The 21,234-nt window shown below is 68.4% G+C and carries 18 protein-coding genes; 15 read left to right on the top strand and 3 right to left on the bottom strand.

Annotated features, from left to right (window positions below; genetic code table 11):
• The first annotated feature begins 102 nt into the window (after nucleotides 1-102).
• The 14 genes from WMF11_RS18625 (at nucleotide 103) to WMF11_RS18560 (ending at nucleotide 15,954) form a co-directional block, all read left to right on the top strand.
• Nucleotides 103-1,518 carry a M64 family metallopeptidase gene (locus WMF11_RS18625; protein ID WP_437978409.1) on the top strand — a complete coding sequence of 472 codons (1,416 nt, stop codon included), beginning with the start codon at nucleotides 103-105 and terminating at the stop codon, nucleotides 1,516-1,518.
• Nucleotides 1,515-2,081 (top strand): hypothetical protein, encoded by a 567-nt coding sequence (locus WMF11_RS18620; protein WP_437978408.1) that lies wholly within the window; start codon nucleotides 1,515-1,517, stop codon nucleotides 2,079-2,081. The genes WMF11_RS18625 and WMF11_RS18620 overlap by 4 nt, the downstream gene beginning before the upstream one ends.
• A gap of 308 nt (nucleotides 2,082-2,389) precedes the next feature.
• Nucleotides 2,390-4,084, top strand: a complete 1,695-nt coding sequence (locus tag WMF11_RS18615) for a ribulokinase (protein WP_437909716.1) — start codon at nucleotides 2,390-2,392, stop codon at nucleotides 4,082-4,084.
• Nucleotides 4,085-4,095: 11 nt separating this feature from the next.
• Nucleotides 4,096-5,601: an L-arabinose isomerase gene (araA, locus tag WMF11_RS18610; protein ID WP_437909715.1), complete on the top strand. Its 1,506-nt coding sequence runs from the start codon at nucleotides 4,096-4,098 to the stop codon at nucleotides 5,599-5,601.
• Between the two features lie 10 nt (nucleotides 5,602-5,611).
• Nucleotides 5,612-6,310, top strand: a complete 699-nt coding sequence (locus WMF11_RS18605) for an L-ribulose-5-phosphate 4-epimerase (RefSeq protein WP_437978407.1) — start codon at nucleotides 5,612-5,614, stop codon at nucleotides 6,308-6,310.
• An 83-nt stretch (nucleotides 6,311-6,393) separates the two neighbouring features.
• On the top strand, nucleotides 6,394-7,365 hold the full coding sequence (locus WMF11_RS18600; RefSeq protein WP_437553354.1) for an ABC transporter substrate-binding protein: 972 nt from the start codon (nucleotides 6,394-6,396) through the stop codon (nucleotides 7,363-7,365).
• 48 nt (nucleotides 7,366-7,413) lie between these two features.
• Nucleotides 7,414-8,934: a sugar ABC transporter ATP-binding protein gene (locus WMF11_RS18595; RefSeq protein ID WP_437909713.1), complete on the top strand. Its 1,521-nt coding sequence runs from the start codon at nucleotides 7,414-7,416 to the stop codon at nucleotides 8,932-8,934.
• Nucleotides 8,931-9,989 carry an ABC transporter permease gene (locus WMF11_RS18590; RefSeq protein ID WP_437909712.1) on the top strand — a complete coding sequence of 353 codons (1,059 nt, stop codon included), beginning with the start codon at nucleotides 8,931-8,933 and terminating at the stop codon, nucleotides 9,987-9,989. The genes WMF11_RS18595 and WMF11_RS18590 overlap by 4 nt, the downstream gene beginning before the upstream one ends.
• Nucleotides 9,986-11,035: a galactofuranose ABC transporter, permease protein YjfF gene (gene yjfF, locus WMF11_RS18585; protein WP_437553348.1), complete on the top strand. Its 1,050-nt coding sequence runs from the start codon at nucleotides 9,986-9,988 to the stop codon at nucleotides 11,033-11,035. The genes WMF11_RS18590 and yjfF overlap by 4 nt, the downstream gene beginning before the upstream one ends.
• Nucleotides 11,036-11,164: 129 nt before the next feature.
• Complete coding sequence (locus tag WMF11_RS18580; RefSeq protein WP_437978406.1) at nucleotides 11,165-13,588, top strand: family 43 glycosylhydrolase; 2,424 nt, start codon at nucleotides 11,165-11,167, stop codon at nucleotides 13,586-13,588.
• 120 nt (nucleotides 13,589-13,708) lie between these two features.
• Nucleotides 13,709-13,858, top strand: coding sequence for a hypothetical protein (locus WMF11_RS18575; protein WP_437978405.1), 150 nt, complete (start codon nucleotides 13,709-13,711; stop codon nucleotides 13,856-13,858).
• A 250-nt stretch (nucleotides 13,859-14,108) separates the two neighbouring features.
• Nucleotides 14,109-15,302: a zinc-binding metallopeptidase family protein gene (locus tag WMF11_RS18570; RefSeq protein WP_437978404.1), complete on the top strand. Its 1,194-nt coding sequence runs from the start codon at nucleotides 14,109-14,111 to the stop codon at nucleotides 15,300-15,302.
• A gap of 89 nt (nucleotides 15,303-15,391) precedes the next feature.
• Entirely contained in the window at nucleotides 15,392-15,634 is a 243-nt protein-coding gene (locus tag WMF11_RS18565; RefSeq protein WP_437909708.1) for an addiction module protein, read from the top strand.
• Nucleotides 15,631-15,954, top strand: a complete 324-nt coding sequence (locus WMF11_RS18560; protein WP_437978403.1) for a type II toxin-antitoxin system RelE/ParE family toxin — start codon at nucleotides 15,631-15,633, stop codon at nucleotides 15,952-15,954. Before WMF11_RS18565 ends, WMF11_RS18560 begins: the two co-directional genes overlap by 4 nt.
• A 108-nt stretch (nucleotides 15,955-16,062) precedes the next feature.
• Here the strand turns inward: WMF11_RS18560 and WMF11_RS18555 are convergent, their stop codons facing one another.
• A complete protein-coding gene (locus WMF11_RS18555) occupies nucleotides 16,063-16,881 on the bottom strand; it encodes a hypothetical protein (RefSeq protein ID WP_437978402.1) in 819 nt (272 codons plus the stop codon).
• 526 nt (nucleotides 16,882-17,407) lie between these two features.
• Here WMF11_RS18555 and WMF11_RS18550 point away from each other — a divergent pair.
• Nucleotides 17,408-18,316, top strand: coding sequence for an SGNH/GDSL hydrolase family protein (locus WMF11_RS18550; protein WP_437909706.1), 909 nt, complete (start codon nucleotides 17,408-17,410; stop codon nucleotides 18,314-18,316).
• Between the two features lie 44 nt (nucleotides 18,317-18,360).
• On the opposite strand, the gene WMF11_RS18545 is transcribed toward WMF11_RS18550, so the two are convergent.
• Both WMF11_RS18545 and WMF11_RS18540 read right to left on the bottom strand, forming a co-directional pair.
• Nucleotides 18,361-19,503, bottom strand: a complete 1,143-nt coding sequence (locus tag WMF11_RS18545; RefSeq protein ID WP_437978401.1) for an aromatic ring-hydroxylating oxygenase subunit alpha — start codon at nucleotides 19,501-19,503, stop codon at nucleotides 18,361-18,363.
• 114 nt (nucleotides 19,504-19,617) lie between these two features.
• Entirely contained in the window at nucleotides 19,618-20,610 is a 993-nt protein-coding gene (locus WMF11_RS18540) for a latent transforming growth factor beta-binding protein (RefSeq protein ID WP_437909704.1), read from the bottom strand.
• Between the last annotated feature and the right edge of the window lie 624 nt (nucleotides 20,611-21,234).

The raw sequence follows: 21,234 nt of genomic DNA, 5'->3' as shown, positions 1-21,234 counted from the left end.
CCTGCGTGACCGAACGGGCTTGGTTGACGCCTGGGGAGCCTCGGGGATGGGATACGGTGGAGCTCGGCGTGGACGTCGCCTGCGAAGGGTCGTGAGGTGAACATGATGAAGTCGAGCTTCCACCTGCACCTCTTGAGCGTCGTGGCGCTCTGCGCCTGCGGAGAGGCGTCGGACAGCCCCGCGGCGACGACCGACGGCGGGGGCCCGTCGGAGGGCAGCACCTCCGCGTCCGGCGGCTCTGCAAGCAGCGGAGCGACAGGCAGCGGAGCTCCGGGCTCCGGCGGCGCGGCCCAGAGCGGCTCGACCGGCACGGGCGCAGGGGGGAGCTTCGTGCCCGGCGGCACAGGAGGAGGCGACTCCGCTTACGTGCTCGATTGCGGCGCGAACGGCGTGGCCATCGAGAGCGCGGGCCCACCAGAGAACCGCATCAACTACGTCATCGTGGGCGACGGCTACGACGCCACGACCGTGAACACCACGTACCTCGAGCACATCGAGGAGGCGATGGCCAAGCGCTTCAGCAGCCCGATCGGCGAGCCGTACGGCAGGTATCGCAAGTTCGTCAACATCTGCGCCGTCAAGCTGGTCAGCCGCTCGAACGGCATCCCTGGAGCGCTCGGCTGCACGGGCGACGACGAGAGCCGCCTCGCGGAGTGCGACACCCGCGCGGCGGATCAGGCGCTCAAGGCGAACCTCCCCGAGGACTTCGAGGTCGACTGGCACGCCATCGTGTTGAACAACGATCGCTGGTGGAACACCGGTTCGGCCTGGATGCTCTGGTCCGGCGGGCATGAGGAAGCCGCCGGAGCGGCGCTGCACGAAGGCGGCCACGGCTTCCATCAGCTCGCCGACGAGTATTGCGCCAAGGCGACGGGCTCTGCCTGCGGCGCGAACACGTGCAGCGGCGGCGGCACGGAGTACGTCGAGGTGAACACCACGGGCAACTGCACGACGACGGCGGGCAAATGGGACAAGTGGCTGGAGTACGACGCCACCGACGCCACGGGTGTCCAGGGCACGTTCATCGGCAGCCGCTACGTGGATAGCGGACAGTACCGCCCGTCCTCGAACTCGATGATGAACAGCCTGTTCGGAGACAACAAGGACACGAGCTTCAACCCGGTCTCGCGCGAGAAGATGATCATGGACATCTGGATGCGCATCAAGCCGATCGACTCGGTCGAACCGCCCGCAGGGGCCGTCACGGATCCGGCGACGCTCGCGGTCAAGGTGATCGATCCCGACGTCATCAGCGTGGATTGGACGCTCGACGGCGAGGTGATCGCGACGGACGGCGGCCCCGTCTACAACGTCGCCGCGGCGGGCCTCGCTTCGGGCACCCACACCATTGTCGCCAAGGCCTACGACAACGCCGGCGAAGAGCTCGTGCGCTACCGCAGCGGCGAGTGCCTCGACCCTCCTCCCTCGACCAATCCCCGCTACTACGATCCCTGCTGGGGTCGCGACAACTGGCCCCGCTCGCAAGAGACGGTGACGTGGACCGTGACGATTCCATGAGGTCGGCGCGCACGCGCTGGTCCGTCGCCGCGCTGCTGCTCCTCGGCGCGGCGCTTTACCTCGTGCATCGCTCTCGAGAGCCCGACGCGCGACGGCTGCCTTCCTCTCGGCAGGAGACGTCGCGAGAGGAGGCGCCGCGCGAGGCAACGTCGCGCCGTGGGTCGAACGAACCACGGGCGTCGGCCGGCAGCACCGTGCTCGCCGCGGCGATCGACGACCTGCCCGTCATCGGGCCGAGCCCTGACGACCGCCACGACGGCCCCGCCCACCCCCACCCCATCACGCAGCGCCACGTCGAGATCCAGCATGAGAACGGCCTGATCGGGCTGCTCAACGACGCGATGAGCGCGCGGAACGGCGCGCGCATGCGGGAGCTCGTGCACGAATATCGTCGCACGCATCCCGGCGACCCGAACCATCTCCAGGACGGCTACGAGATCATCGCAAACTGCCTCGACGCGCCGGGCGAGGCGTCGAGAGCGGCCGCGGATGGCTACTACGCCGAGCATCGCGCCTCGACCGTGAGGCGCTTCGTGCGCAGGATCTGCCTCGAAGGCGGCTGAGCCGCTTCCCCACAGGCGTTCGCCAAGCTCGTTCGATCACGCTCAGGGCGCGAAGCCCCCCTCCACCACCATCGGTCACCAACGTGAACGCTCACGTGGTCGTGGTCGTGGTCGTGGTCGTCGCGTGAGCCGGCGGACCATCGCCCCCTCCCGGCCTCACCGCACGAGAAGAGAGTTGCAGCCTGGTTCATCCTCCGGGACGGCAGAAGCGTCGCGATCCAGCAGATTGTGATTGACAGTCACATTGTGAACGTTCACATTTAACCCGGGGCACATCCTTACTGGCTTAGTTCGGTTAACGGGTCGTCATGCGCAAGGGAACATTCGTCATCGGGATCGATTTCGGCACCGACTCCGTTCGGGCGGTCGTCGCGGACACGCGGAACGGCGAGCTCGCGGGGGCCTCGGTCGCGCCCTACCCGCGCTGGGCGCAGGGCCTCTATTGCGACGCGCGCGCGCACCGGTTCCGCCAGCATCCGCTCGACTACCTGCATGCCATGGAGGCGTCCATCCGCGCGGCGCTGGACCAGGCGGGCGGCGACGTCGCCGCGCAGGTGCGCGGGATCGCGGTCGATACGACCGGGTCCACGCCGGTCCTGGCCGACGCGAAGGGCAGGCCTCTCGCGCTCAGCCCACGCTTCGAGGAGGACCCGGACGCGATGTTCATCCTCTGGAAGGACCACACCGCGGTCGCCGAGGCGGCGCGGATCAACAGCGTCGCCCGGACCTGGGGCGGCGTGGACTACACGAAGTACGAGGGCGGGGTGTACTCGTCCGAGTGGTTCTGGGCCAAGGTGCTCCACGTCCTCGAGACCAACCCGGCGGTCGCGCGCGCTGCGGTCACCGTCCTGGAGCACTGCGACTGGATCCCCGCCGTCCTGACCGGCACCGACGACCTCCGGCAGATCAGACGGAGCCGCTGCGCCGCCGGGCACAAGGCGATGTGGCACCCCGAGTTCGACGGTTATCCCTCGAACGAGTTCCTGGCGAGGCTCCATCCGCGCCTGCCCGCGCTCAAGGCCACCCTCGGCTCGCAGACCTGGACCGCCGACGTGCCCTTCGGGACGATCTCGGCCGGGTGGGCCACGACGCTCGGCATCCCGGACGACGTCGTCGTCGCCGTCGGCGCCTTCGACGCGCACATGGGCGCGGTCGGCGGCAACATCCAGCCGAACCGCCTGCTCAAGGTCATGGGCACGAGCACGTGCGATATGCTCGTCGTGCCGAAGACCGGCGCGCCGGAGGTCCTCGTCGCCGGGATCTGCGGCCAGGTCGACGGCTCGATCATCCCGGGTGCGATCGGCTACGAAGCGGGGCAGTCCGCCTTCGGCGACGTCTTTGCCTGGTTCAAGCAGCTCCTTAGCTGGCCGCTCCTCGCCATCCTCCCTGCCCTGCCCGGCGAAGGCCACTCGCTCCGGACGACGGTCGCCGACGTGACGCTCGCCGATGCGGCGATCGAGCGGATCATCCCCGAGCTGGAGCGGGCGGCCGCGGAGATCCCGCCGGCGCGGAGCTCCGTGCTGGCGCTCGACTGGCTGAACGGGCGCAGGACCCCGGACGCGGACCAGCGGCTCAAGGGCGCCATCGTCGGCCTCGATCTGGGCACGGACGCGCCGCGGATCTACCGCGCGCTCGTGGAGGGGATCGCCTTCGGATCGCGCGCCATCGTCGAGCGGTTCCGATCCGAGGGGCTCCGCATCGACGGCATCATCGGTGTCGGCGGCGTCGCCCGCAAGAGCCCCCTCACCATGCAGGTCCTCTCGGACGTGCTCGACATGACGGTCGAGGTCCGCGCCGGCGAGCAGCCGGTCGCGCTGGGCGCGGCGATGTTCGCCGCGACCGCCGCCGGCCTTCACGCCACCGTCGAGGACGCGCAGCGCGCGATGTCGCCTGGAACCGAGGCCCGGTATCTGCCGGATCCCACGCGCGCCAGGCTCTATGACGCGCTGTACCGGGATTACGTCGCGCTGGGATCGTTTGTTGAGAGGGAGTTGACGCAATGAGCGGGATCGCCATGCAGGATCTTCGAGAAGGCTTCGAGGTATGGTTCTTGACCGGCAGTCAGGACCTCTACGGTGAGGAGGCGCTGAAGCAGGTCGCCGAACACGCGCGGGAGATCGCCGCGTCCCTCGACGCCTCGGGCAAGCTCCCGGTCAGGGTCGTCTGGAAGCCGACGCTCAAGAGCCCCGAGGCGATCCTCGCCGTCTGTCGCGAGGCCAACGCGTCGCCGCGGTGCGCCGGCGTGATCACGTGGATGCACACGTTCTCGCCCGCGAAGATGTGGATCGCGGGGCTCAAGCGCCTGGAGAAGCCGATCGCGCACCTGCACACGCAGTACGGCCGCGAGCTGCCCTGGGACAGCATCGATATGGACTTCATGAACCTGAACCAGTCGGCCCACGGGGACCGCGAGTTCGGGTACATCGGCGCTCGCCTGCGCATCGACCGGAGGGTCATCGTCGGCCACTGGACGGACGACGACGTCCTCGCCAAGCTCGACATCTGGGCGCGCGCCGCCTGCGCCATCACCGACGCGCGGCGGCTCAAGATCGCGCGCTTCGGCGGCATGAACATGAGAGAGGTGGCCGTCACCGGCGGCGACCGCGTCGAGGCGCAGGTCAAGTTCGGCTGGTCGGTGAACGGCTACGGCGTGGGCGATCTCGTGGGGCGCATCGCAGAGGTCGACGAGCGCGAGGTCGATCGCCTGGTGGCGGAGTACGACGAGGCGTACACCATCGCTCCCGCCCTGAGGAGGGGCGGAGATCGCCACGGGGATCTGCGGTACGCGGCGAGGCAGGAGGCGGCGATGCGCTCCTTCCTGAAGGAGGGCGGCTTCGGCGGCTTCACCACCACGTTCGAGGATCTGCACGGTCTCAAGCAGCTCCCCGGCCTCGCCGTGCAGCGCCTCATGAACGACGGCTACGGCTTCGGGGCGGAGGGCGACTGGAAGTCCTGCGGCCTGGTCCGCGCCCTGAAGGTCATGGCGACGGGGCTGCGCGGGGGCGTCTCCTTCATGGAGGACTACACGTATCACCTGGTCCCGGGGCACGAGCGCGTCCTCGGCGCCCACATGCTGGAGATCTGTCCGTCGATCTCCGCCGGGAGGCCGTCGCTGGAGATCCACCCGCTCTCGATCGGCGGCAAGGGGGACCCGTGCCGGCTCGTCTTCGACGCCGGGATCGGGCCCGCTGTGAACGTTGCGATGATCGACATGGGCGGCCGCATGCGGATCGTCGCCAACGAGCTCGAGTCGGTGGCGCCCGACAAGGCGATGCCGAAGCTGCCCGTGGCGCGCGCGGTGTGGATCCCGAAGCCCAATTTCAGGCTCGCCTGCGAGGCGTGGATCCTGGCTGGGGGCGCCCATCACTGCGCCTACAGCCGCGCCGTGAGCATGGCGCACGTGGAGGACTTCGCCTCCATCGCCGGCGTGGAGCTGGTCCGCATCGGCGAAGGGACCGACATCCGCTCGCTCAAGAACGAGCTCCGCTGGAACGATCTCGCCTACCGGCTGGCGCACTGAGGGCCACGACGTGAGCGCGACCTATCGAGAGCTGCGCGAGCGCGCCTTCGCGGCGAACATGGAGATCCCGCGCCGAGGGCTCGCGATCTACACGTTCGGCAACGTCTCGGCGTTCGATCGAGATCGGGGCGTCCTGGCGATCAAGCCCAGCGGCGTCCCTTACGATCGGCTGTCGGCCGACGACATGGTCGTGGTCGATCTCGAGGGGAAGGTGGTGGAGGGACACCTCCGCCCCTCCTCGGACACCAGGACGCATATCGTTCTGTACGCGAGCTTCCGCGGGTTGGGTGGCGTGGTGCACACGCACTCGACCTACGCGACCGGATGGGCGCAGACAGGCACGCCGATCCCGATCTACGGTACGACGCACGCGGATCACCTGGCCGAGGACGTACCCTGCACCGAGGTGATGCGGCCGGACGCCGTGGAGGGCGACTACGAGACGGAGACGGGGAAGCAGATCATCGAGTGCTTCAGGGATCGTAACCCGCTTCACACACCCATGGTGCTGGTGGCGGGACACGGTCCGTTCGCGTGGGGAGAGGACGCCGAGAAGGCCGTGTACAATGCGGCGGTGCTCGAGGAGATCGCGAGGATGGCGTTCATCACCCGCACGATCCACCCGGGCGCCGCGCGCCTGCCGGACGCGCTCGTGCGCAAGCACTTCGACCGGAAGCACGGGAAGCAAGCGTATTACGGGCAGAAGTGACGCCGGACGTCGGGGGACGACGGCGAGGATGATTCAGGTGCCTCATGGAACGAGGCGATGGACGAGAGGAGACGAGCTGCGCCATGAAGAGGAGAAACTTTGTCACCACGGGGATGGTGGCGCTGGCAGGGCTGGCGCTGATCCTGGTAGGGCCGGGCTGTCAGAAGGAAAATAAGCAGATCACGCTCGGGTTCTCCCAGATCGGCGCGGAGAGCGAGTGGCGGACCGCGAACACGAAGTCGATCGAGGAGTCCGCCAAGGCGGCCGGGATCGATCTCAAGCTCTCCGACGCGCAGCAGAAGCAGGAGAACCAGATCAAGGCCATCCGGTCGTTCATCGCGCAGAAGGTCGACGTCATCGCCTTCTCGCCCGTGGTCGAGACCGGCTGGGAGCCCGTCCTGCGCGAGGCCAAGGAGGCCAAGATCCCCGTCATCCTGACCGATCGCGCGGTGGACACGAAGGACGACACCCTCTGGGTCAGCTTCATGGGGTCGGACTTCGTCGAGGAGGGCCGCCGCGCCGCGAAGTGGCTGGTCGAGAAGACGAAGGACCAGAAGGACCCGGTCAACATCGTCGAGCTGCAGGGCACCGTCGGCTCGGCCCCCGCGATCGATCGCAAGAAGGGGTTCGAGGAGATCATCAAGGACAAGCCCCAGTTCAAGATCATCCGCTCGCAGACGGGCGACTTCACGCGCGCCAAGGGCAAGGAGGTCATGGAGGCGTTCCTCAAGGCGGAGGGCAAGAACATCAACGTCCTCTACGCCCACAACGACGACATGGCGATCGGCGCGATCCAGGCCATCGAGGAGGCGGGGCTCAAACCCGGCAAGGACATCCTCATCATCTCGATCGACGCGGTGAAGGGCGCGTTCGAGGCGATGATGGCCGGCAAGCTCAACGTGACGGTCGAGTGCAGCCCCCTCCTCGGGCCGCAGCTGATGACCGCTGTGAAGGACCTGATGGCGGGCAAGCAGCTGCCGAAGCGCATCGTCACCGAGGAGGGCGTCTTCCCGATGGAGACGGCCGCCCAGGAGTTCCCGAAGCGCAAGTACTGAGCGCGCGTGACGGCGGCGCCGCGAAGGCCGCCGGGGAGGACGTGAGCGATGCAGAGCGGAGCCGTGCCCGTGCTCGAGATGAAGCGGATCTCCAAGGGATTTCCTGGCGTACAGGCGCTCTCTTCCGTGGATTTTCGGATGCTGCCCGGGGAGGTGCACACGCTCATGGGGCAGAACGGCGCGGGCAAATCGACGCTGGTCAAGGTCCTGACCGGCGTCCACCCCCCGGATGACGGGCAGATCCTGCTCGAGGGCCGGGAGATCAGGCCCTCGAGCCCGCAGGACGCGCAGGCGCTCGGCATCAGCGCCGTGTTCCAGGAGGTGAACCTCTGCCCCAACCTCTCCGTGGCCGAGAACATCTTCCTCGGGCGCGAGGACGCCGGCGTCTTCGCGATCCGGTGGGGGGAGATGCGCCGGAAGGCGAGCGCCCTGCTCTCGGACCTCAACATCCACGTCGACGTCACCGCGCCGCTCTCGACCTTCTCGATCGCCGTGCAGCAGCTCGTCGCGATCGCCCGCGCGATCTGCGCCCAGGCGAAGATCCTCGTCCTCGACGAGCCGACCTCGAGCCTGGCCGAGGACGAGGTGAAGACGCTCTTCTCGGTCATCCAGCGGCTCAAGGCGCAGGGGATGGCGATCCTGTTCATCTCGCACTTCCTCGACCAGGTGTTCGAGATCTCCGACCGGATCACGGTGCTGAGGAACGGTCAGCTGGTCAGCGAGACGCCGGCCGCCGAGCTGTCGCGCATGGAGCTCGTCACGCGGATGGTCGGGCGCGAGGTCGCGGAGGACGGTCCGACCCGGGCCGAGCGCGCGCGGGCGCCGTCGGCGGGCGGGCAAGCGCCCCTGTTGCGGGCGCGAGGGCTCGGCAAGAAGGGCTCCGTCAGCGATGTCGATCTCGACGTGCAGCGCGGCGAAGCGCTCGGCCTCGCCGGGCTCCTGGGCGCCGGAAAGACGGAGACGGTGCGGCTCTTGTTCGGGCTCGACGGGGCGGACCAGGGATCCATCGAGATCGACGGGGAGCCGGCGCGCATCGGCTCGCCGCTCGACGCGATCGCGCGCGGCCTCGGCTTCTGCCCCGAGGACCGGAAGGTCGAGGGGATCCTCGGCGACCTCTCGCTGCGCGAGAACATCGTCGTCGCCCTCCAGGCCAAGCGCGGCATCTTCCGCAACCTGTCCCGGGACGAGCAGGACGACATCGCCAGCCGCTACATCGAGCGGCTCGGCATCGTGGCCGCCGACGCGGAGGTGCCCATCTCGAAGCTGAGCGGCGGCAACCAGCAGAAGGCGCTCCTGGCGCGCTGGCTGGTGACCGATCCGCGCATGCTCATCCTCGACGAGCCGACCCGCGGCATCGACGTGGCGGCCAAGGGCGAAATCATGGGCAAGGTCATGGAGCTCTGCGATCGGGGCATGGCGGTGGTGCTCGTCTCCTCGGAGATGGCCGAGGCGCTGCGCTACTCGGACCAGGTCGTCGTCCTGCGCGACCGGCGCAAGGTGGCGGAGCTCGCCACGGACAAGACCGACGAGCAGGCGGTCTACCAGATCATCGCGGGAGGTCAGCCGTGAGCGCGGCCGCCGCCTCCCTGCGCCGGCTCGCCAGCGGGAACGCGTTCTGGCCACTGGCGATGCTCGGCTCCCTCCTTCTGTTCAACCTCGTCAGCAATCCGCAGTTCTTCGCGATCACGGTCAAGGACGGCCACCTCTACGGCAGCGTCATCGACATCCTGAACCGCGCGTCGCCGCTCATGATCATCGCCATGGGGCTCACCCTGGTGATCGCCACCCGCGGCATCGACATCTCCGTCGGCGCGGTCGTGGCCATCTCTGGCGCGGTCGCGGCGGTGCTGATCGGCGGCGAGCTCTCGCCGAGCGGCGGGACCGGCATGGTGGACGCGACGCGTGTCCCGCTGCCGATCGTCCTCTGGAGCGCGCTGGGCGTGGCGCTGGCGCTCGGCATGTGGAACGGCACGCTGGTGTCGATCTTCGGCATGCAGCCGATCATCGCGACCCTGATCCTGCTCGTCACGGGGCGAGGCATCGCCCAGCTCATCACGGGCGGCCAGATCATCACCATCTACTACAGCCCGTATCACGTCATCGGGAACGGCTTCCTCCTCGGGATCCCGGTCTCGCTGTTCATCGTGGCGGGCGTGAGCGCCGTCGTCTGGCTCTTGACCCGCAAGACCGCGCTCGGGATGTTCATCGAGGCGATCGGCGTGAACCCGGTCGCCTCGCGGCTGGCCGGGATCCGCGCGCGCACGATCACCTTCGCCTGTTACGCCGTGTGCGGCCTGTGCGCCGGCATCGCCGGGCTCATCGTGAGCTCGAACGTCAAGAGCGCCGACGGGAACAACGCGGGCCTCCTCTTCGAGCTCGACGCCATCCTGGCCGTGGTCCTGGGCGGGACGTCGCTCTCCGGGGGCAAGTTCACGCTGGCGGGGAGCGTCGTCGGCGCCCTGATCATCCAGACGCTCACCACCACCATCTACTCCGCCGGCGTGCCCCCGGAGGTCAACCTGGTGGTGAAGGCGCTCGTCGTCTTCCTGATCACCATCCTGCAGTCGCAGAAGGTCAGGGATCTCATCGCAAAGCAACGGACGAGGAGGCTGGTCACACCATGATCGACACCGCCGCCGTGACCGGACGGAGCGGCACCATCGCCGCGCCCGGACGGAGCGGCACCACCGCCGCGACCGGGCGCGCCGTCCGGATCGACCCGAGGCACCTGCCGCTCGCGGTCACCAGCAGCCTGTTCGTGCTCATGTTCGCGGCCGGGTCGTACCTGTTCAACGGGTTCTTCTCGCTACAGGTGTTCCTCAACTTCTTCATCGACAATGCGTTCCTCTTGATCACCGCCATCGGGATGACCTTCGTCATCCTCTCCGGCGGGATCGACCTCTCGGTCGGCTCGGTCATCGCGCTGACCACGATGGTCTCGGCGTCGCTCGTCGAGAAGCACGGCGTGAGCCCTGCCGTGGTCATCCCGCTCGTGCTGGCCATGGGCTCGGCCATCGGCCTCGTGATGGGGGTCGTCATCCAGTACTTCAAGGTGCAGCCCTTCATCGTCACGCTGGCGGGCATGTTCCTGGCGCGCGGGCTCTGTTACCTCATCAGCATCGACTCCATCACGATCCGCAACGGTTTCTACGTCGACGTCTCGTCGCACCGCATTCCGTTCCTGTTCGACACCTCGATTACCTGGAACGTGGTCATCGCGCTCGCGCTGTTCGCCGCGGCCATTTACATCGCCCACTACACGAGCTTCGGCCGCACGGTCTACGCGATCGGCGGCAGCGAACAATCCGCCCTGCTCATGGGCCTGCCGGTGCCACGGACCAAGGTGCTCATTTATACCTTGAGCGGGTTCTGCTCGGCGCTGGCGGGCGTCGCCTTCACGTTCTACATGGTGTCCGGCTACGCGCTGCACGCCGGCGGAATGGAAATGGACGCAATCGCCGCCGTCGTCATCGGCGGCACCCTGCTGACCGGCGGCCATGGTACGGTCGTCGGCACCCTGTTCGGTGTGCTCATCTACGGCACCATCCAGACCCTCATCATGTTCGAGGGCACGCTCAGCTCCTGGTGGACCAAGATCGTCATCGGCCTGCTCCTCCTGGTCGCCTGCCTGCTCCAGCGGCTCTTCGAGCGGCGCGCCCGTACGGCGTGACACGACGGGGATGAAGTGCATTCCGCCAGGGTCCGAGTGGCTCCGATAGGCACTTTCGTGCCCGTTCATTGATCATTTCGGACGCCCTCGGGAATTCAAGGGTCCACAACAAGGAACTGAGAGGTCATCGTGCGCTCTTATGCAGCAGGGATTGTCACTTTCGTTGGATTGATCGCGATCGGGTGCGGCTCGGACGAGCCCAATCCCAGCCCGGCGGGATCTAGCACCTCGTCCGGACCTACCTCGACAAGCTCCTCAAGTCAGGGCGGATCGGGAGGTGGAACTGGCGGCGACGGCGGCGGCGACGGCGGCTCCGGCGGCGACGGCGGCGCGGGTGGCTCTCCGAACGCCGGCGGCGGTGGGGCGGGCGGCGACGGCGACGCGGCCTTCCAGGTGACGACCTACCAGAACCCCGTTCTGCCCGGTGATCACCCGGACATGAACATTTACCGGGAAGGCGACTACTTCTACCTGGTCGGGTCGAACTTCCACATGATGCCCGCCTTCGAGATCCTGCGCTCGACGGATCTCCTTCACTGGGAGCGCATGAACCGGGTGGTCCACTCCACCGCTCCCGCGCTGGAGGCGCAGCTCGGCCCGGGCCAGGGCACCTGGGGCGGCTTCATCGTCAAGGCCGGCGATGTGTACCGGGTCTATTACTCCATCGGGGCCACCCAGCATTTCTCCTCGGCGCCGAGCCTCGAGGGCCCGTGGTCAGAGCCCACCAAGGTCGACATCTTCCCCTACACGCCGCCCGGCAGCGAGACCTCGTACGAACGAGGGACCGGCTCCGACAATTCCGTGTTCGTCGATCCCGACAGCGGCAAGACGTACATGATCATCAAGAACGGTCTGTGCAAGTGGGACGCGGAGCACCCCAACGACTTCGGCATCAACCTGGTCACGGAGATCGATCCCAAGACCGGGATGCTGCTGCCCGAGTCGAGCATCGACATGAGCTTCATCAACTGGGATCAGGAGACCGGCGGCTGCGGCGACTTCACGAATCCTGACTGGAGCAAGTGGGCCGAGGGGCCGACGATGGCCAAGCGCGGCGACTGGTACTACTACTTCGTCTCGACGCACACGGCCTGCGGCGGCCAGCTGCACGCCTGGGCGTCGAAGAAGCTGGTCGGCAGCACCCCCGAGGACTGGACGTGGCTCGGCTACGTCCTTACCGGCGAGGAGCCGTACGCCGGCGTCCAGCACACCACGTCGCCGATCGCGCTGGAGGACGGCTCGTGGTGGGCCTTTGCCCACTCGTACGACTGCAGCAACGTGGGCACCGACGACACAAAGACCTCGAAGAACGGCGACTGGCAGGGGCTTGGCCGCGAGGGGCTGCTGCTGGAGGTGACCTGGGTCGACCAAGAGGTGGACGGGAAGACGATCCCGGTCCCGCACTACCCGACCAAGAAGGGCGATCTGCCCGCGCCCAAGCTGCCGCAGAGCGGCGTGCCCTTCCTGCTGCCCGTGAACGACGATTTCTCGTCGGCCACGATCGACCCCGCGTGGACCACCTACGGCGCGTCGGAGGACAAGTACTCGGTGGTGGATCGCCCGGGGTGGCTGCGGATCACGCCGGGTACCGGAGAGACCACGTGGGTCGTTCAGAAGGACGCGCTGCACTCGAGCAGCATGGTCGCGAAGGTCGAGTTCGCGCCCGCGGCCGACGGGGACGCGGCCGGCATCCGCGTGGGCAACGGCTACTGGCAGGACGAGCAGGTGCTCTCCTGCCCGACGTGGATGAACGACAGCGAGAAGTTCAGGCTCCCCGCCATCATGGACGTCTCGGTGGCGCGGGTCATGGAGGGCGAGGAGGACATGATTCGCTTCTCCTTCCGGTCGCGCTCGGTGCAGGCCCCGGCCGAGGCGGGGGCTGCGTACACCGAGCTTGCCGAGCCGGTCGTGGTGGGCGCGTCGGTCCCCGCCCCCGCCGGGAAAGCGGTCTGGCTGAAGCTGGTCCGCTCCGAGCACAAGGCCACGGGCTGGTTCAGCACGGATGGAGTCGAATGGACCCAGGTAGGCACCGAGATCGACGTCTCCACGCTCGACGGGTTCTATGCCATGGCTCACACCTGGATTGGCAACCAGGCCGGCATGTTCGCGACCAATAGCCGTGCCTACTTCGACCTGTTCACCTATCGTGACGGATTCACCCCGATCCCGGCCGCGGAGGCGGACCAGCAGTCCGGCGCCCAGGTCGTGTCGAGCACGTCGGCGGGACCGGTGCTGGGTGATCTGGAGAACGGCGACTGGGCCATGTTCGGGAGCGTCGACCTCGGCAGCGGGGGTGTGAAGTCGAAGGCGATCGCGCTGGAGGCCTCGAGCGCCGGGGCCGGCGGCACCGTGGAGGTCTGGATCGATCCGCTGGCAGGCGGCGAGAGGATCGGCACCTGCGCCCTCCCCGGTACGGACGGCTGGGAGAAGTGGACGACGACGACGTGCAACGTGGCGCCCACGTCGGGCACGCACGAGGTCTACTTGAAGGTGAAGGGCGGCCAGGGCGAGCTCGTGCGCCTCGCATCGCTGCGCTTCGTGCCCACCAACTGACCTTGCCCGCCACGGGTGGCAAAGCCGCCGGCGGAGTCGCCGGCGGCCGCCCCCTTCCCAGCCGGCCTGACGGCCGCGAGCAGCGAGGAAGCTGCGGCTGGACCTGAACCTCCAAGAAGTGTGGCGCGGCCCCGTACGCCCGCCGGAGCCGGCGCGCTCGGGGCCGACGGGCCTGCCGATCTCGCCGTGCCAGGCAAGCTCGTGGTGGACACGGGCGGGCTCAAGCCGAGCTACCTGGGGCCGCCGGAGAGCTACCGCGCGACGAAGTAGCGAGGCGCGCGCAGCAGCAGTGCAAGCGCCGGGGAGGCGGGGAGTCGATTCCCAACCCGGGTCGGGCTGAAGCGCTCAACCTGGGTCGGGTCGCCGGCATTGTTGCCACACCGAGACACTTCGCGACGTCCGTCCACGGCACGTTAGGTCCTGCCCGTGTCGCGAGCGCCGAGCCAGAAGCCTGGCATACAACTTGCAAACCTTGCGATCGTGAGCTGAGGCCGACACGATCGAGGCCGCTCAACCCACCATGACCAATCGCTTTGACAGTCTGATCGCGCGCCTGCGCAGCGCCTGGAAGCGGACCAAGCAGCCCACCGCCCCGCGCGCTTACCGCTGCCAGTGTCAAAGGCCGGTGTTCTTCCGCAACAGCGAATGCCTCGCCTGCAAGACGCCGCTCGGGTACGAGCCCGATCGCGCCCAGGTCCTGCCGCTCAAGGCCGGCCCGACCGAGGGTACGTGGCAGATAGGGCACGACACGGCGGACGCGCCGCAGCTCTACAGGCGCTGCGGCAACTTCGACCTGGCGTCGGGCTGCAACTGGCTGATACCGGCGGCGGCGGAGGCGCCCGCGCTCTGCGCCGCGTGCCGGCTCAACCGCACCATTCCAGATCTCTCCGTCGCCCAGCACCAGGCGCAGTGGCGCCTGCTCGAGACGGCCAAACGACGGCTCGTGTCGCAGCTCCTGGCGCTGAACCTGCCGGTGAAGTCCAGGATCGGCGAGGATCCGGAGCGCGGCCTCTGCTTCGATTTCCTCGCCTCGCCGCCCGACGGGCCCAGGGTGATGACCGGCCACGCCGACGGCGTGATCACGCTGAACATCGAGGAGGCGGACGACGCCACACGCGAGCGCACCCGCGCCGCGATGCGCGAGCCTTACCGCACGCTGCTCGGGCACTTCCGCCACGAGGTCGGCCATTATTACTGGGACCGCCTGGTGAAGGGCACCGGGTGGCTGGCCCCGTTCCGGGAGCTGTTCGGCGACGAGCAGCAGGACTACGCCGCCGCGCTGAAGGCCAACTACGAGCAGGGGCCGCCGGCGGACTGGCCCGAGCGCTTCGTCAGCGCCTACGCCAGCATGCACCCGTGGGAAGACTGGGCCGAGACCTGGGCCCACTATCTCCACATGGTCGACACCGTCGATACGGCCCTCAGCTTCGGCATCGACGCCGATGATGTGGAGCTCGACGTCGAGCCATGGGGCGCGGACGCGCTGTGGCGGCCGGACGACCGAGGGGCCGAGACCTTCCTGGGCTTCTTGAACGCCTGGGTGGAGCTGACGGCCGTGCTCAACGAGATGTCGCGCAGCATGGGCCAGCATGACTTTTACCCGTTCGTGCTGCCGCGCCCCGCCGTGGCGAAGCTGCAGTTCATCCACCTCGTGGTGAACGGCGCTCCCCCCGCGGCTGCCGCTACGCCGCCCGCGGCTGCCGCGGTGCCATAGAAGATCCTATCCCGGCACGGCTCCCGCAGCCGAGCGACCGCTGTGAGGTGCGCCCGGTGCCACGCTCGTGCTAAGCTCCACAGTGCACCATGTCGCAGCATGAGAGCGATCTACTGGCCAAGATCCTGCGGCTCCCGCCATCCGTCCGCGCACAGTTCGCGCACGAGATCCTCGCCAGCCTGGACGACCCGGCAGAGACGGAGGTCGAGGGGCGCTGGACGGCTGAGATCGAGCGTCGGGCGGACGAGGTCCTTTCCGGACTGGCCGAGCTGGAAGACGCGGACCTCGTCCATGAACAACTCGCCGCGCGGCTCGCCGCCACTCGCCGGTGAAGGCGCACTACCACCGCGAAGCGCGCGAGGAGCTCACGGCCGCGGCGGAGTGGTACGAGGCCCGGCAGCCGGGATTGGGGCTGGACTTCGTCGCCGAGGTCGCCCGAGCGGTAGCATCAATCCGCGAGCATCCCGAGGCGTGGCCCCGCTGGCAGGGGCTCACGACCTCCGTCCCGATTCGTATGTTCGTCCTGCAACGATTCCCCTTCTCTCTTCCGTACCTGGTGCATGACAAGACCCTTGTCGTGCTCGCCATCGCGCACGGACAGCGAAGGCCGGGATACTGGCGCGCGGGGCTGCGCAGCCTGGAGGCGCCCTGAGGCCGCCTTCCAGGAAGCGGTTGGCAATGCGCCGCGCTTCGCGGCGGTATGTTCCCGTCGCCTCCGCCACAGGATCGCGGTGGTACGCGGCTGCTCCCTCGCCCGCGCCTACCGCCCGTACAGACGCTGGAGCTGCTTCACGAACTCCGGCTTGAACACGCCGTCCACGCGGATCGAGTACCGGAAGAACGGGTCCGGCTCGACGCCGTGGTAATCCATGTCGTTGAACCAGTAGATGGGCGCGCGGACGACCGTGCGCTCCTCCCCTGCCCTGTCGCAGACATAGAACCGCTTGTCGCCGCGCGGGTCGAACGAGATGGACTGCGCCGCGCCGATCGCGCTCCCAGGCTCGGTGTCCCGGTGCGCGGGCGCATGATCGTTCGCCTCGAGGCCGAAGATCACGCACCGCCCGATCTCGACGAACGGCAGGCCCCGGATGAACTCGACCGTCCGGGGGAACGTCGCCCCGGCCTCCGCCGAAAAGTCCTTGCCCGCGCCAGAGTGCTTGTCTTCCCAGCGATCGTTCTCGAGCAGATGATAGCAGACCTTCCAGGGGAAATAGACGCCGTAGCGGTACTTCAGGTACAGCATCTGCGCCCGCGTGAGCGGGTGATCCGTCTCGTCTCCGAACGTGTACTCGCGCCGCCGGTCGGGATCGAAGGCGGACGGGTCATCGCCGAGCGCGATGAAGTCGCAGAACTCGTCGCGCGAGAAGCCCTCGATGACCTCCCCGTAATCCACGTACGGGTCGTCGCGCACCCAGGGCGCGACCACGCCCATCCATTTCAGGCTGCCGCCGGTGTACGAGGGCTCGACGCGGCAGAGGCCGCGCACGATCTCGCGATCGAGCTCGGGGAAGCACGCGGCGTCGATCAGCGGCGACAGGTCGATGTAGGGGCGGCCCCACAGGCCGCAGAGCTTGCTCATGCCGTCCTCGCTCCGAGCGGTACCCGCGCGCGACCATGCCGTCAAACGTGTGGGCGCCGTCCTCCACCAGGGCGCAGGTCGACGGGGCGCGGCCCGGCGCGCGGATCCCGCGCTGCCGGCGCGCGCAGAGGGCGCGGTCCTCCCGGTTCGCGGCGTCCCAGGAGGCGCCCACGTGGCCCGGATCGAAGCCTGGCGTGAGCCAGCACGGGCGGGGAGCCGGGCTCGGGCGTGGAGCGCTCGGGACCGAACGCCTCGGGGGCCTCCCAGAAGGATGGGCCGTGGCGCAGACACCGAATTCGACTCTCGCCCGAATTGTTCAATCCACCAATATGGCCGTGACGTCTCGCATCGAGGCATAGGCGAGTATGCCTATACATCGCGTCAGCCGGCTTGGGTACGACGTCGTGGCAGTCACCTGCATCGGTCGAACGCGGCCCTTCGATGCATGGCTGAATCGTCAATACAAGGCAATGAGTGGCTTTCGCCGCTTGAAACCTCGGCGCCAAGCGGACACTGGAGAAAAAAAATGAGGTCGACACGTTCCTACGTCGCTACGAAACTGAGCGTTCTCGGTCTCCTGAGCATCGGCATCTGGGCCTGCGGTGAGGCCAATGACGGTGGTACGTCCTCGGCCGGCGGAGGCGCCCCTGACGAGACCACCTCCAGCAGCGCGGAGACCACGGCCACGGTCGGCTCGGGCGGTGCGGCCACGACCGGCGCCGGAGGCGCGACAGCCGGGAGCACCTCGAGCAGCAGCAGCAGCAGCAGCGCAAGCACCGCGGAGGCCAGCAGCTCGGCCAGCGGAGGAGAGACGGTCGGCACGGGCGGTGAACCGGGCGAGTGCGTCAAGGGCCAGACCAAGGGGAATCAAGTCGCGGTCATCGGAGAATCGTTCATCGCCGCGACTCACGGCATCACGCAGCAGATCGAGAAGCAGGCCAAGGCCAACGGCTCCCTCGCCCAGAACGACCGCTACATCGACAACTCCGTCAGCGGCACGACGCTCGCCAACGATCAGATCCCCAGCCAGTACCGCAAGGCCGCGGAGAACGGCATGATCAAGTACGTGCTGATGGATGGCGGCGGGAACGACTGCTTGTTGAGAGGGGACGGCGACGGGGCCCTCGCGGCGGCGCAGTCGCTGTTCGAGACCATGGAGAAGGACAACGTCGAGAAGGTGGTCTATTTCTTCTATCCCGACCCCATCGGAAACAACTTCTCGTCGCTCAAGAGCTGCCTCGACACGCTCCGGCCGAAGATGAAGGCGTTGTGCGACGGGCTCACGGCACCGAAGTGTTACTGGTTGGACCTTCGTCCGACCTGGAACGGACACAACGAGTATACGCAAGACGGAATCCACCCCACCTCTGCCGGTAGCATCGCCACCGGAGATGCAGTCTGGGAAGTGATGAAGGAGAACTGCGTCGCGCAGTAACCGGAGCCCGATCTACCGGCGACCACGCCGGCCGCAGCGCTCGCTCATGCCGTCCCCGCGCGGAGCGCCGAGAGGTACCTGCGCGCGACCATGCCGTCGAAGGCGTGGACGCCGTCTTCCACCATGGCGTAGGTCGACGGCGTGTAGCCGGGCGCGCGGATCCCTCGCTGCTGCCGCTCGCAGATGGCGCGGTCTTCCCGGTTCACAGCGTCCCAGAAGGTGAACACGTCGCCCGGATCGAAGCCTTTCGTGAACGCCGCGGGGTGGAAGTACGTGTCGGCGATCACGAGCGTCCGGTCGGGCGCGCGCGGGGCGAGCCGGTACGTGAGCAGGTAGTCGGGCTGGAGGCTCGTGAGCAGGCCCGGGAAGAGCATGGCGTCGCGCACGCGCCGCCGCTCCGCCTCGGGGACGATGAGCGGCCGCGCGCCGGGCGCCGCGCTCGTCGAGACGGTGTCGGCACCGGGCGCGAGGTCCATGACACCGCCGAGCCACGGGCCGCCCCGGCCCCAGGACACGGCGTCGTCGCACGGGGTCAGCCGCTCCAGCGCGGGGTGTACGCGCGGGAAATGGTGAGACTCCTGGAAGTTCTCCGCGCAGAGCTTCCAGTTCGCGGCGACCTCGTACTCCACCCGCCTGCCCCGCCGGAGCGAGCGCAGCCCGGGGCGCGAGAGCCAGGGAGGCGCCTCGCCGATCGCGCTCTCGAGCGGCGGCGCGCCGGGATCGAGCGTCACGAAGAGGAAGCCGAAGAGGGCGCCGGCGCGCGCCGGGAGGAGCCCGTGCGCGCCGCGGTCGAAGCCGGGCGGCGCGTGGGGCGCGGCGCGCAGCGCGCCGGAGAGCTCGTAGGTCCAGCCGTGGTACGGGCACTCGAGGTGCGCGAGGCGGCCGCACGGGCCGTCGAGCAGCGTCGCCGCCCGGTGGCGGCAGACGTTGTGGAACGCGCGGATCTCCAGATCGGCGCCGCGGAGGACGACGACGCCCGCCGGCGTGAGGGGGGCGAGCAGCCACTCTCCCGGGCGGGCGATCTCGTCCTCGCGGCCGACGCAGAGCCAGGAGCGCCCGAAGATCTCGGCCTGCTCGAAGGCAAAGACGTCCTCGTCCCAGTACGCGCGCGCGGGCAGCGGCCGGGCGCTGGGGAGCGGCGCCAGCACCGCGTCGAGATCGGCGGGGGTGAGAGGGAGCTCCGGCAAGACGGGCGATGTTACCAGAACGAGGGCGCGGAGGGCGGCGCGGGCCGAGAGCCCGCGAACGGTCCGTCGATCAAGCAGGCTCATCCCCCCCGCAGCGCTGGGATGAGCCCCGGATCAGCACCCGCGGATGCTGGCGTTGCCGCACGAGTAATAACACTCATCGCAGTTCACGCATCTGTCGTAGTTGAGATAGAGCTCCGCGCCATCCGGAGTTTTGTCGATGCACGCGGTGAAGCAGGCGTCGTCCCCGTCCCTGCAGGTCACGGCGCACTGAGCGAACCGGGGGCACTCGTCGTCGAGGGTGCACGCATCGAGCTCATCCGCGCAGCTCCCCTGGACCGCGCATCCGATGCACCCGCTCGTGTCGCTGCCGCACTCGTCGAGGTCGTCGCAGGCCATGGTGGCGTTGCAATCGGCGAGGTCCGTGCCCTCCTCGCAGAGACCGGTGCCTTCGGGCTCGTCGCACTCGCCGTTGTTCGTGGAATCGCACGGCTCGCCCGCCGCGCAGTCCGCGACGTCCGTGCCCTCCTCGCACTCGCCCGTGCCCTCGGGCTCGTCGCAGACGCCGTCCTGCACGCGGTCGCACGGCGCGAGCTCGCAGTCGTCGACGTCCGTGCCCTCCGGACACCGGCCCGTGCCCTCGGGCTCGTCGCAGGTGCCGTTGCCGGTCGAGGGACAGTGAGAGAGGCAGTCGGCGCGGTCGGTCCCAGCAGGGCAGTTGCCGGTGCCCTGGGGCTCGTCGCAGGTGCCATCACCCGCGCTGGGGCAGTGGTCCGTGGGATCGAGACAGCCCATCAGGGCCGCCGCATGGACGTCGCAGACCTCCGCCAGGTGATGACCGTCCACGCACCGGCCCTCCAGCCTGACACAGTCGATGTACGCCGTGTGCTCGTCCTGGCAGCGCTCCTCGGCTCGCCTGGCGATGGCTTCCTCCTCGGCCTCACACAGGCCCTCTTCGTCGCCAGAGCAGTCCTCGCAGGCGCAGCGGGCCTCGCAGACCGTCCCGTAGACCGGCTGCTCGGTCTTGCCACCATCGCTCCCCGAGCTGGCGCAGGCCGCGAACAGACCGGCGATCGCTGCTGTGATCATCACGTGTCGGACACGCATGGGGTCTCCTCATCCTCTGGCTGAAATGAGAGGTCGTCCGCCGAGGCGCAGGGCGCCGACGCGACGCGGCAAAGGCAAGACGACATGGCTGGCACTGGAAGCACCAGGGCACCCTTCACCTGCGCACACCGCGCTCGACCGCCTTTCGCTTCGACTGTGACTGAAAAATTCAACTCAAAGAAAACGGCTACCTATACCAGCCCCGGCGGCGACCGGTCAATCATCGCAAGGCGAAGCTGGGGCCGACAACGCGTCGCGAGGCGACGCTGGGGCCGACAGCGGGCGGGGCAGCGGCCGCCGCTGCGCTCGTGTCGACAGGGGCGGAATGGCCAACGCTTCACCGAACTCAGGAGGTGCGCTCGATGCGCTCGGGCTTGCCAACGAGCTGAGGAGCGGACGCCCGAAACCTCACGGACATCGGGAGGTGCACTCGGGCTCGGGAAGGTGCTGAGAAGCGAAACGCGCTGGTCGGCAAGGACGGCTCGCCGGACGGGTGCAACGGGTGAAAACGAGTGGAGAAGAGAGCGTCGCGACCTCCAAAACGCGCTCCACAAACGTGGAGCGGACGCGACAATCGCGCGCGCTCGGCCGTCGAAAAGCTGCTGCGTTCGTCGTTGGCCCGGG

The sequence above is a fragment of the Sorangium sp. So ce295 genome, assembly GCF_051527405.1.
Lineage (GTDB): Bacteria > Myxococcota_A > Polyangia > Polyangiales > Polyangiaceae > Sorangium > Sorangium cellulosum_B.
The sequence above is the reverse complement of the archived record's forward strand: the minus strand, read 5'-3'. Positions and strand labels throughout refer to the sequence as shown.